Annotated in this window: 12 protein-coding genes; 1 reads left to right on the forward strand and 11 read right to left on the reverse strand. The window is 37.8% G+C overall.

Annotated elements, in window-relative coordinates:
- Nucleotides 1–26: 26 nt before the first annotated feature.
- The 5 genes from AC6UD1_RS01285 to AC6UD1_RS01305 all read right to left on the reverse strand — a co-directional run bounded on the left by AC6UD1_RS01285 (nt 27) and on the right by AC6UD1_RS01305 (nt 5559).
- Nucleotides 27–299 (reverse strand): acyl carrier protein, encoded by a 273-nt coding sequence (locus AC6UD1_RS01285; RefSeq protein WP_500693715.1) that lies wholly within the window; start codon nt 297–299, stop codon nt 27–29.
- A 12-nt stretch (nt 300–311) separates the two neighbouring features.
- Complete coding sequence (gene plsX / locus AC6UD1_RS01290; protein ID WP_500707115.1) at nt 312–1343, reverse strand: phosphate acyltransferase PlsX; 1032 nt, start codon at nt 1341–1343, stop codon at nt 312–314.
- 15 nt (nt 1344–1358) lie between these two features.
- Nucleotides 1359–3389 (reverse strand): ATP-dependent DNA helicase RecG, encoded by a 2031-nt coding sequence (gene recG / locus AC6UD1_RS01295; protein ID WP_500707116.1) that lies wholly within the window; start codon nt 3387–3389, stop codon nt 1359–1361.
- A 76-nt stretch (nt 3390–3465) separates the two neighbouring features.
- Nucleotides 3466–5166, reverse strand: a complete 1701-nt coding sequence (locus AC6UD1_RS01300) for a DAK2 domain-containing protein (protein ID WP_500707117.1) — start codon at nt 5164–5166, stop codon at nt 3466–3468.
- 30 nt (nt 5167–5196) lie between these two features.
- A complete protein-coding gene (locus AC6UD1_RS01305; protein WP_010021513.1) occupies nt 5197–5559 on the reverse strand; it encodes an Asp23/Gls24 family envelope stress response protein in 363 nt (120 codons plus the stop codon).
- Between the two features lie 193 nt (nt 5560–5752).
- On the opposite strand from AC6UD1_RS01305, the gene rpmB reads away from it, so the two are divergent.
- Entirely contained in the window at nt 5753–5938 is a 186-nt protein-coding gene (gene rpmB / locus AC6UD1_RS01310) for a 50S ribosomal protein L28 (RefSeq protein ID WP_500693710.1), read from the forward strand.
- 57 nt (nt 5939–5995) lie between these two features.
- Here rpmB and AC6UD1_RS01315 read toward each other — a convergent pair whose 3' ends face one another.
- Genes AC6UD1_RS01315 through priA form a run of 6 tightly spaced genes read right to left on the reverse strand, consistent with a single transcriptional unit; the run spans nt 5996 to nt 12925 of the window.
- Nucleotides 5996–6640, reverse strand: a complete 645-nt coding sequence (locus AC6UD1_RS01315; RefSeq protein ID WP_500707119.1) for a thiamine diphosphokinase — start codon at nt 6638–6640, stop codon at nt 5996–5998.
- A gap of 2 nt (nt 6641–6642) precedes the next feature.
- A complete protein-coding gene (rpe, locus tag AC6UD1_RS01320) occupies nt 6643–7302 on the reverse strand; it encodes a ribulose-phosphate 3-epimerase (RefSeq protein ID WP_500707120.1) in 660 nt (219 codons plus the stop codon).
- 2 nt (nt 7303–7304) lie between these two features.
- The gene (rsgA, locus tag AC6UD1_RS01325) at nt 7305–8210 is read right to left on the reverse strand and encodes a ribosome small subunit-dependent GTPase A (RefSeq protein WP_500707121.1); all 906 of its coding nucleotides are present in this window, start codon (nt 8208–8210) and stop codon (nt 7305–7307) included.
- A gap of 9 nt (nt 8211–8219) precedes the next feature.
- On the reverse strand, nt 8220–9560 hold the full coding sequence (gene rsmB / locus AC6UD1_RS01330; RefSeq protein WP_500707122.1) for a 16S rRNA (cytosine(967)-C(5))-methyltransferase RsmB: 1341 nt from the start codon (nt 9558–9560) through the stop codon (nt 8220–8222).
- The gene (gene fmt, locus AC6UD1_RS01335; protein ID WP_500707123.1) at nt 9547–10491 is read right to left on the reverse strand and encodes a methionyl-tRNA formyltransferase; all 945 of its coding nucleotides are present in this window, start codon (nt 10489–10491) and stop codon (nt 9547–9549) included. Before fmt ends, rsmB begins: the two co-directional genes overlap by 14 nt.
- Nucleotides 10492–10501: 10 nt before the next feature.
- Nucleotides 10502–12925: a primosomal protein N' gene (priA, locus tag AC6UD1_RS01340; RefSeq protein ID WP_500707124.1), complete on the reverse strand. Its 2424-nt coding sequence runs from the start codon at nt 12923–12925 to the stop codon at nt 10502–10504.
- Nucleotides 12926–12943 lie beyond the last annotated feature (18 nt).

The following is a 12943-nucleotide window of genomic DNA, read 5'->3' on the forward strand; positions in this document are numbered from 1 at the left end:
AATGACCCGTCATAACAACGAATCATCTATTTCTTTGCAATGTGTTTTTTCGTTTTTGGATCAATATCTCGCATAATTACATTTACTAGATCGCCGACATCACTGATATTCTCAGTATTTTCACTGGTGAAAACATCGCCAAACTCATCCTCTAATTCAACGATAAATCCCGCCATATCAATAAAATCAGCGCCTAAATCATTAGTAAAGTTTAAGTCATTCGTTACCTTATCAACCGGAACCTTAAAACGACTTGAGGTGATTTCTGCTACTTTTTTAAATACTGTTTCTCTATCCATCAGTGATCCCTCCTACTGCTCACCATTTTTAATACTATCCATTTCATCAGTATGATTAGAAAAATATTCTTTCACTGAATCAACAAAATTAGAATTAATAATTTGCTGAATTTGAAGTATCGTATTTCTAATTGTCTTAGCCTTACTACTACCGTGGCTCTTCACCACTGGGGCCTTCAATCCAAGTAGGACGGCACCCCCATACTTAGTGTAATCCATCTTGTGGGCAATCTTTCTTAAAGTATTCTTGAGTAATAAAGCACCCACTTTGGACTTCACTCCACCATTTATAATGCCGTCTTTTAACATATTAATCATTGACAATGCAGTTCCTTCAATACTCTTTAAAACCGCATTACCGGTAAAGCCATCGGTTACCGCTACATCGGTAACTCCATTCAGCAACCCTCGTGATTCGATGTTACCAATAAAATTAATGTCATCATTTTTTCTTAAAGCACGATACATTTTTTGATGAATCTTATTTCCTTTGTCAGACTCAGTGCCATTATTAATCAACCCAACCCGTGGATTTTTAATCTTTAAAACTCTTTCAGCATAATACTTACCTAGTAGTGCATACTGATAAACGTTAACAACCTTAGCATCAGCATTTGCTCCACAATCAATTAACGTGAAACCAGTATCGTTATCAATTACTGGTAAAGTAGTAACCAGTCCCGGACGATCAATTCCTTTGATTCTACCGATTATCAATAAACCAGCAACTAGAATGGCACCAGTATTTCCACAGGAATAAAATGCATCAGCTGTTCCATCTTTAACAGCTCGAGCAGCCATGACCAGACTTGATCCCTTTTTTTCTTTTACTGCTTTAACGGGTTCATCTTCCATTTTTATAACTTCATCTGATTGAATCACTTTGATATTTTCTTTGTTATTTAACAACGAATTGATTTTATCAGAATCACCAAAGAGTTGAAACTCCACGTAATCCATTTCATCACGAGCAAGCTCAATCCCTCTGACAATTTCATCAGGTGCATTATCGCCACCCATTGCATCAACAGCAATTTTTATCATTATAGGCAAAGCTCCTTAATCAAACTTAACATCTTGATTTAAAGATTTAAGTCTTTTTACTAACTTTCGATTTTTCGGTTCCTGTTCCCAATTAACATCATCAACGATTTCTTTTGCAACGGTCTGCGCTGTGCTCAAAATATTAATGTCAGCAACTGGATCTCCAACTTTAAAGGTTGGCATTCCAGACTGATTTTTACCAAGAATGTCCCCAGGACCTCTTAATTCTAAATCTTTTTGTGAAATAAAGAAACCATCAGTTGATGAACACATCACATTCATTCGTTTTCTACCAGTTTCATTTTTAGGATCAGCAATTAAAATACAATAAGCTTGCTGGTCCCCTCGCCCCACACGACCCCGAAGTTGATGTAGTTGAGCCAACCCAAAATGGTCAGCATCATAAATCACAATGGTACTTGCGTTGGAAACGTCAACTCCGACTTCAATTACTGTAGTAGAAACTAGAACTTGTACCTTATTAGTCTTAAAAGCATCCATTACTTTATTTTTGTCTTCATCACTCATTTGACCATGGAGTAAGCCAACCGTGTATTTATCACCAAGTTCTTGCTGAAAGTTTTGGTATGTATCAGTAACGTTTCTCATATCCACTGCTTCAGATTCACCGATAAGGGGGACTACCACGTAAACTTGTTCTCCATGATTTAAGCGCTTTTTGACAAAATTAAGCATTGCATCAATCTGTTGATTCTTAATCCAAGCCGTTTTAATTGGTTTTCTACCACCTGGCAACTCATCAATTACCGAGACATCCATCTCACCATACGCTGTGATCGATAGAGTTCGTGGAATAGGCGTAGCAGTCATTGATAACACGTTCGTCGATTTACCCTTTTCTCTCAGGGCTTTTCTTTGGTTAACTCCAAACCGATGCTGTTCATCAATGACAGCTAATCCTAAATTATGGTATTTAACCTCTTTTTGAAACAATGCATGAGTACCCACCACCAAGTTAATCTCGCCACTTTCAATACGGGGTAAAAGTTCATTTCGAGCCGCTCTAGAAGTATCACCAGTCAGTAGTCCAATGTTAACACTAGTATCCTTAAAAAGCTCAGCAAGTCCGTCAGCATGTTGTTCGGCTAAAATTTCAGTGGGAGCCATTATTACGGCTTGTTCCCCAGAAAGAACCGCAGCATAAATTGCGATAGCCGCTACAACCGTTTTTCCGCTCCCAACATCTCCCTGTAAAAGCCGATTCATCTGATATGGACGCTTTAGATCAGATAAAATTTCTGAAATAACCTTTTTTTGTGCCAGGGTCAATTCGTACGGAAGAGAACTCACAAACGTCTGTAATTTAGCACGATTAATGGTTATCGCAGAATTAGGGGCCTGATTTTTCTGATGTTTTAAAGTTTGCATTCGCATTTGAAACAAGAAAAATTCATCAAACTTTGCGGTTCTACGTGCGAGTGCTGCTGCTCTTTGATTTTTTGGAAAGTGCATGTTAGAAATGACATTTTTTAAATTTTCTAATTTATACTTTTTTAAAACCCAATTGGGGATGAAATCTTCAATTTGACCTTGGTACTGATCATAGGCTTCGGTTACCAATTGGCGAATGGTATTCTGGGTAATCTTATGGTTAGCGGGATAAATTGAACCAAATTTTTCGCCATCACCAGCTTTCAAAATTTTAATTCCGGCCATCGATTTTTTATTTGCATCAAACTTTCCGTAAATCAAAATTTCATCCCCGGCTTCAACCTGTTTCTTTAGCCACGGCTGATTAAAAAAAGACACCGGAATCACATCATTACCAACTAGTAACTTAATAGTTAAACGACTTCTACGTCTTCCAAAAAAATTAACCGTTGGATTTATAGCAACCTTACCCTTCAGAGTGACCACCTGCTGATCAGAAATTTCAGAAAGATCTTTAGTTCGAAAATCTTCATAACGAAATGGAAAGTATGTCAGTAAATCATAAATGGTCACAATCCCCAAATCATTTAGAGCTTCAACTTTTTTGGGACCGACTCCTCTAAGCGTTTCCACATGGTCATCTAACCCACTCATCAAATTCACCTCCTAAAAAGACTGTTAATCCACAAGGACTAGCAGTCTTATTAAGTATCTATCTATATAATATTACCTATTCAACGGAAATAATCAACGGATAAACTGGTTGATCCCCCTCATGAGTCTCAACTTCTAATTCATCGTCCACTGATAAGACAGCATTCGAAACTTTATCAGCATCATCCTGATCAGCGTCTTTTCCAAAAATAATCGTAACGTTTTCGCTATCATCATCTAACATTTTTTTCAGCATCTTAATAGCTGCATCATCTAAAGAAGAACCAAGGACCTGAATGTCTCCATCAATAATTCCCATGTAACTACCCTTTTTAATGTCCATTCCATTAATCTTTGTATCACGAACAGCAGTCGTCACTTGGCCACTTTTAACGGTATCTAAAGAGTCGTCCATCTGGGTCTGGTTTTCTTTAAAAGTATTATCAGGATCAAATGAGAACATCGCGGTTAATCCTTGTGGGATTGTCTTGGTGTGGACAACTTCCATCGGAATGTCTGTGATTCCCTGGGCTTGCTCTGCCGATAGGAAAATATTCTTATTGTTAGGAAGAACGATCGCTTTTTTAGCATTACTGTTATTGACAGCGTCAACAATATCTTGCGTACTAGGGTTCATCGTTTGTCCGCCACTAATGATGTTAGTTACTCCTAAGCTCTTAAAGAGCTTCTCTAAACCTGCTCCCGCAACCACCGCAATAATTGCTAAGTCACGCGGCTTTTTATGCTCTTTTTCTTCCTTTAAATCATCGGTCTTTTGAGCTTTTTCATCGCTTTCCATGATTGATTCTTGTTGCAGTCGCATGTTATCAACTTTAACGGTTGCTAAGTCACCAAATTGTTGTCCCCACGACAAGACCTTGCCAGGATGCTCCGTGTGAACGTGAACGCGAACCACTTCATCATCATTAATAACCAAAAGCGAGTCCCCTAATTTCGCCAGATAGTTATAAAAAGTATCGTAGTCGAATTTCTGGGTAACCTGCTTTCCCTTCCCAATTCGCACCATAATTTGGGTACAATACCCATAAACAATGTCTGCTGGGTTTAATTTACCTTGAGCACTCTTATGATGCTCAACATCAATCATTTCGTTCATTTCTTCAGAATTAGGTTGATGTTCACCTTTGTCTTCAATCTTTCGACCATTTAAAACATCATCAAAAGCTTGAAAAACAAATACCAATCCTTGTCCACCAGAATCCACCACTCCCACTTGCTTTAATACTGGGAGAAGATCTGGAGTTTTTTTAAGAGCTTTCTCAGAAGCATCAAGAATTGAGTCCATTACCTTTATAACATCATCAGTATCTGAAGAAGTATTTTCACCAGCTTTAGCAGCTAGTCTAACTACCGTCAAGATGGTCCCTTCAGTGGGCTTCATGACCGAACTATAAGCAGTCTTAGCTCCAGCGATAATAGCATCTGCAAATTCTTGAGCATCAAGATCCTTTTTACCTTCAACGTTTTTTGCAAAACCACGGAAAATCTGAGACATAATGACACCAGAGTTACCTCGCGCTCCCATTAATAGCCCCTTAGCAAGTGCAGAAGCTTTGCCGCCAATCGTATCATCATTTGATTTATCGACGTAACTTTCCCCACTTGATAATGACAAACTCATGTTCGTTCCAGTGTCTCCGTCTGGAACTGGGAAAACATTTAACGAATTAATAAAATCCGTATTATTATTAAGAACGACCGCGGCGGCTTGAACCATTTGGTCGAACTCTTTAGTAGTAATCTTAGTTAATGACACTATTATCAAATCCTCCTTATACTCAAACCACTAGTCGTTAATAACTTTAACACCCTGAACAATTACGTTTACTGAATCCGCATTAATCCCTAACATTGATTCCAAATTATATTTAACTTTTGACTGAACATTACGAGAAACTTCAGAGATCTTGGTTCCATAACTCACAATGACGTTGACGTCAACTTGAACTTTCTTGTTAACTTCTCTGACAACTACTCCTTTTGAGTAACTATCCTTTCGAAGAATTTCATTCATATTATCTTTAAATTGGTTTTTGCTAGCCATGCCAACAACTCCATAATTATCAGTTGCGGCACCGCCGACTACTGTAGCAATTACATCATTATCAATATCAATTGATCCATATTGAGTGTTTAACTTTACAGCCATCGTTTGCATCCCCCTTATCCTTTCGAGCTCATAACGATATCTAATGTTACCACACCCCATTATAAAACAAAAATATGAATCATGGTGTCAAGGACATTTACTTGAAAGAAACTTTGCATTTATGACGGTATTATGGTAAGTTATTTAGGTAAACTATTGAATATAAAAGAATTCCAAAGTAAGGAGGGATATTATGGCTAAGGATCAAATTAATGGTAAGAGAACTCATTTCGGCAATCGTCGTTCTCACGCTTTAAACTCATCAAGAAGAAGTTGGAAGCCAAACCTACAAAAGGTACGCATCTTAGTTGATGGTAAGCCCAAACGTGTTTGGGTTAGTGCCAGAACTTTAAAATCTGGTAAGATTACCAGAGTATAATCATTATTATTTTAATTAATTAAAAACAGTACAACCATTGAATGGTTGTACTGTTTTTTAGTCTCGACTTTGAATCACCATCAATACTCCTTCATCAAAAACAAACGAAGCACTATCTCCAATAAATTCATTACTTGAATAAGAAGTTGGATACCCCACCCAATAATGATTTAATTGATATCTTTCATCACTGAGCGTTAAATGCATTGGTAACAGCGGACAAAAGTCTAAATATTTCATTCCAGTGATTTTCTTAATATGATACGACCCACTTAGAAAGTATCGGATTACATTTTGACTATCAATGAGTCTCAGCTTTGAAAGATAGGGTTTAATATTTGGCTTTAAGACCATCAAAAAATTGGTCAGCAAGTGATCAAGACGCCCGCCTGAAAAGCCATAAATATCTATCTCATTCTTAGGAAAATACTTGCCAGCGGTCCTGATACCTAATTCAGTATCAGTCTCATCCTTTACCGGATCAACCCGAATAACATGCTTGGCTTTTTGTAATATTATTTTAAATTCCGAATCTGAAACCGAATCGAAGTCACCAACAGCGTATTCAGGAATAATGCCCAATTTGATTAGTCGTAAACTTCCTCGATCAACCCCAATGAAGGGACCCTTTATTTTTTTTGTCTTTAAGTTAGATGGCCATAACTCAATTGGTCCCCCAACAACGACATTTACCTTATTCATAACTAAAAATTAGTAGCGTTCTTAAGAGCCTGAATACGAGCAGCAGGATCTTTTGCATCAAAAACATATGAACCAGCTACAGCGACGTTTGCGCCAGCTTTATAGGCGTCAACCACCGTCTTATTGTTAACACCACCATCAATTTCAATGTCATAGGAATATGAATCATTTTCTTCACGTAATTTATTTAATTCTCTAACCTTACTAATCGTTTCAGGAATAAACTTTTGACCACCAAATCCGGGATTAACAGTCATAACAAGAACTTGATCAACCATGTACAAGACTGGCTTAATCATCTCCACTGGGGTTCCCGGATTAATTACGACTTCAGCTTTAACGTTTTTATCTTTAATCATTTGAAGAGCACGATGAATATGGGAAGTTGATTCAACATGAACCCCAATAATATCTGCGTTAGCATCAGCAAAAGTATCAATATATCTTTCAGGATTCTCAATCATTAAATGACAGTCAAGTGTTAATCCAGTAATGGGGCGAATCTCTTTGACCCAGCCTGGACCATAGGCAATCGCTGGAACAAACATCCCATCCATAACATCGATATGTAGTAATTCCGCACCACCCTTATCGACCTTTTCAATGTCTTTTTGTAGGTTTACGTAATCCGCACTTAAAATTGAAGGAGCAACTTTAATCATGTTTAATTTCCTCTTTTCTTATTATAAATTGGCTTTTGTGCTTTTAATAAATGATATTCTTGCAGATAATCATCATACCTGCTCGATAGAATTGTACCACTTTCAACCCCAGCTTTCACGGCACAACCAGGTTCATTAACATGCAGACATTCACGAAACTTACAGTTGGGTGAAGCACGTACAAATTCCGGAAAATAATTTTTTAATTCATTTGACTTAATTTCCAAAGTATCAAAAGAAGAGAAGCCTGGTGTGTCAGCAATCAAGCCGCCATTTACCGTTAGTAAAGACACCTTCCTAGTGGTATGCTTCCCTCGACTTAAAGACTTAGATACGACTCCAGTTTTAAGCTTTAACTTAGGGTCAATTTCGTTAAGCAGTGTTGATTTTCCTGACCCAGTCTGACCCATTACGATTGATTGTTTGTGAGGAAGTAACTTCGAAACATCACTCACTGCATTTACATCATCTTTTTTATCAGGCAACACAACTTCATAACCAATTTTCCTATAATCATCCGCAACCGTTTTAAAAAAATCAACCTGCGCTTTTGACGTTAACAAGTCAGTCTTACTAAGATAAATAATTGGGATAATCTTCTGCTTTTCGAGGGCCACAAGTTGCTTATCTAATAGTGAGAAAGAAAAAGCAGGTTCAATGGCTGAATTAACTACAATTGCTTGATCAGTATTAGCAACTGGTGGTCTAACTAATTGATTAAACCTTGGTAAAACCCTTAAAATGTATCCCTCGTTCACATTAGTTTCATCAAACTCAACCAGGTCGCCAACGATGGGTTTAATATTTCTTTTTCTAAAGTTCCCTCGTGCTCTCGTCCGGTACATTTTTTCATCGGACTCAACGTCATAGAACCCACTCAAAGATTGATAAATCTTGCCTTTTCTCACATTAATCTCCTATTGAATCCTCTGAAAGCCCGCGATAAAGAAGCCATCAGAATCATAGTCGTCTGGATAAATTTTTAAAGCATCTGTATCACGATTTGGCTTTAGGTCTTTTCTTGTCTTGACCCAAACCGGTTTAAAGTTTTGGTGCTGATCTAAAAACCTGCTGATATTCTCACTATTTTCTTGATTCATGATGGTACATGTACTAAATACCAACTGTCCGCCCACTTTGAGTGTTGGTGCCACAGCATTCAAAATTTCAGTTTGAATCTTTACAAGATGTAAAACGTCATCAAGTGTCTTATCGTATCTAATCTCTGGTTTACGCCTCATCAATCCAAGTCCCGAACAGGGAGCATCAACCAGGATTTTATCAAAAGTACTTTCACCAAATAATTCAGAAACATTACGAGCGTCAATGGCATGAACTTCAATATTATCTTTCACACCCATTCGGGCTGCATTTTGCTCAATTTTGGTTAATTTTTTGAGGTGCAGATCTAAAGCCTCAACCTTACCAGTAGTCAAATATTCAGCAATTTGCGTGGTTTTACCACCAGGAGCCGCACAAGCATCTAGTACATAGTCATCATTTCTAATGTCCATGGATTGAACTGGCAACATGGCACTTTCGTCCTGAATCGTAAACAAACCCTCTTTAAACAGAGGACTACCACTAGCACTTTTACCAGATAAGATAAGCGCATGATCAGCTACTTCACTACTCTTAACCTCATATCCCTCTTGGAAAAATTTCTTCTTTAAATCATCATCAGAAATCTTACGATGGCTCACCCGGACTGATTGCTTAGCTGGCTGATTAATACTTTTAAGTATATCAACCGTCTTATCCATACCAAGTTGCTCATTAAGTTGCTTTACAATCCACAGCGGAACACTATAAAAGATTGAGTCGTAAGTGGCAGTGTCTTTAATTTTATCAATTGGAGGCAATCCATTTCGTTGGATGTAGTGAAGGACTCCGGTAACAAGTCGTCTAATACCATCATGCCCACGCTTTTTGGCAATCTTAATTGATTCATCAAAAATCGCACGATCTGGTATTTTGTCTAAATACTGCATTTGATAAATTGCCGTATACAGTAATTCTTTGACCCAACCATCAAGTTTGTCAGATCTTTTTACTAAATGGTCAACATAATAAGCTAACGTTAACCGGTGCTGAATCACACCATAAACGATATTAGTATACAGGGAAATATCTTTGAGACTCATCGTGCTAGAATCGATCACATTGTTGATTTGAAGATTAGAATATGCACCGCCATGAACACGCTCTAGTGTTCTTACGGCTAAGTATCGTGGATTACTTGAGTTATTTTCTGTCAATAAATTGATCTCCAATTTCTAATTTCTGGTTGCCGTTCAAATATTCGGTAATTGATTTTTTTGGCTTCCCAGACGGTTGAATTTCTTCAATTCCCAAAACCGTTCCGTTCCCAGCAGCAATTTTTAAATGGTGTTTATCTTTACTAACCACCTTACCAGGATCTAAATCAGTCTGCTCATCAATAACCGTTGTTTCCCAAATCTTATTTGGTTTCCCATTCACCATTGCAAATGCGGTCGGATCGGGTCTTAACGCTCTGACTTTTGCATCAACCAAACTAGCAGGTTGAGAAAAATCTAGCTCTTCTTGTTCTCGCTTAATGTTTGGCGAAAACACAACTTGTTCTTCATCCTGTTTTTGGGGATGTGCAGTTCCATTAATAACTTCTTTTAAAGTCTTTAAGAGAAGGTCACGTCCCACTAAACTCAACTTTTTAAACATACTATCAGTATCGTCGATGTTTTCAATCTTAACAGGTTGTTGAGCTAAAACGTCACCAGCATCCATCTTTTTGACCATGTACATAATCGAAATTCCAGTTTCTTTATCTCCGTTCATAATGGCATATTGAACCGGAGCCCCACCACGATATTTCGGCAGTAAAGATCCATGAACATTGATATCCGCAATTTGCGCTGCTTCAAGCAATTTAGTCGGCAAAAATTGGCCAAATGCAGCAGTAATAATAAAATCTGGCTTCATTTGAATGATTTCTTCCATTTCGGGACTTCCACCTAATTTTTGCGGTTGTAGTACCGGTAACCCCAAATCTTGACTAGCTTTCTTAACCGGTGATTCTTCAATTTGATGTTTTCGCCCCACCGGTCGATCTGGCTGGGTTACCACTGCCAACACTTTGTAGTTCTGATCTAAAGCTTTTAGGATTGGAACACTAAATTCAGGCGTTCCCATAAATACAATTGATTTCATAATAATTCACCTACATAAAACTGACTGGTTCTGGATCAATCCCGATCCGTAAACCCTTTCTAACTTCTTTTTGTGATATTTGTAAAATATGCTTTAAGCTTTCATTGAGTTTTAAGTCACGTTTGTACTTAATAATGATTTGGAAATAATAACGTTTTTTCATTCGAGCAATCGGCCTAGGGGTTGGCCCCAAAATAATGGTAGTTTGATCAAGCGACTTTTTAAGATAATTAGCAACCTCATAAGATTCATTAGCCGCCTGCCTCTCATTTAGTGAACTAATTGAAACTTTAATGGTAAAGAAGTATGGAGAATAATCAGCTAAATGTCTTAATTGCATTTCTTTTTGATAAAATGCTTCATAATCCTGGTCTTTAGCCAATTGAATCACATAATTATCTGGATTATAGGTCTGAATAATGACTTCTCCATCCTTATCAGCTCGTCCAGCTCGTCCGGAAACTTGAGTTAATAAATCAAACGTTCGTTCACTAGAACGAAAATCAGGTAAATCCAATCCGGTATCAGCATTTAATACCCCCACCAAAGTTACATTCGGAAAATCCAGTCCCTTAGCAATCATCTGCGTTCCTAGTAAAACATCAGCATGATGTTCACCAAATTCACGAAGTAACTTCTCATGAGAACCCTTTTTCCGGGTTGTATCGACATCCATTCTGATTACTCGCGCTTTTGAAACGAGTTCATGTAATTGTCGCTCTACCTTTTCAGTTCCAGTACCAAAGTAACGAATATTTTTACTGTGACAGTTGGGACAATACTTAGGAATTGGTTCCTCAAATCCGCAGTAGTGACACTTCATCGTATGAGAATCCATGTGAAGCGTCAAAGAAATATCACAGTTGGGACACTTTAAAACATAGCCACAATCTCGACACATCAGAAAAGACGAGAATCCCCGACGATTAAGCATTAACACTACTTGTTCGTGCTTTTCAATTCTTTGCTTAATCGCACTAAGTAATTGGTGCGAAAAGATTCCATCATGAGTCTCTTCTTCTCTGGTCATGTCAACAACTGAAACTTCTGGTAAACGCCTTTGATTAATGCGATCGGGAAGGCATAAAAATTTATAAACTCCCTTTCCGGCACGAGCCCTTGACTCAAGCGAAGGTGTTGCACTCCCAAGTACGACCGGACAATGATGATAATTGCCACGCCAAATGGCAACATCCCGCGTGTGGTAACGTGGATTATCATCCTGCTTGTAACTTGTATCGTGTTCCTCATCAAGAATAATAATACCAATATCAGAAAGAGGAGCAAAAACTGCTGATCTTGCCCCTACTACTACCTTTGCCTTTCCATTATTAATTCTACGCCACTCATCATACTTTTCCCCAGTTGACAAACCACTATGAATTACAGCAACTTGATTACCAAACCGATTTTTAACTCGATTAACCATCTGGGGGGTTAAAGAAATCTCTGGAACTAACATCAACGCCGTCTCACCTAAATCCAGAGCCTTTTGGATGGATTGAAGATAAACCTCAGTCTTACCTGATCCAGTTACTCCTTCAAGTAGATAGGTTTCATTTCGATGGGCTTCAATGGAACGATCAATTTCACGAACAGCATGTGCTTGATCAACGGTTAACTTTTTTGGTTGATCAATTGTAATGTCATGTTTGTACGGATCACGATACTTCTCAACCTGAACTTTTTTTATCCAATTCTTCTTTTCAAAACTGCTAATCGCTGAATTGGATATTTTAAGATCATTAACGAGGTGGGTCTGAATAATTGGTTGATCAGTATGGTTCTCTAAGACAGAAAGTAAGTTTAATTGAGAAGTGGCATTCTTACGAAGTTGTTTTTTTGCCTGACCAAAATCACTTAATTGATTTAAAATGGCCGTTTCCGTTTTCTTTTTGGCTTCATTTTGAACTTTGTAAATCACTTGGATTTTATTGTTCTTACGTAACTTAGCAAGTTTCCCCATCTCCGTACTATTAAAATGCTCCGTGTCAAACGGAACCATACTCTGGTCTTTAAACTTATCATTAAGCTCTTGATCGGCAAGATTTCCAGTTGCTTTTACATAGGTTGTATATCTTGCCTTCATCGCATTAGGAAGCATGGTCAAAAGACAACTAATTCGAAAAGAATAAGTTGTATCAGCCAACCACTTAGAAAGTTCAATCATTTCGTCGTTCAACACTGGGCTCAAATCCATGGTACTATCAATCTTTTTGAGTTGATTAAGCTGGTCCGGTTTCTCATCTGTAATATCAACGACAAAACCTTCAACTTTTCTGTTTCCATTCCCAAATGGAACAATGACCCTCATGCCTCGTTTCAGTTGATCTTCTAATCCAGTAGGAATTAAGTATGAATAGGGTACATTTGTTTGCATGGTCGGAACATCAACAATCACTTTTGCAATTTTCAAATTACCCCTTCTTTCCATTCTTGCATATTACAGATT

The organism is Fructilactobacillus sp. X8R1C1, from assembly GCF_059900945.1.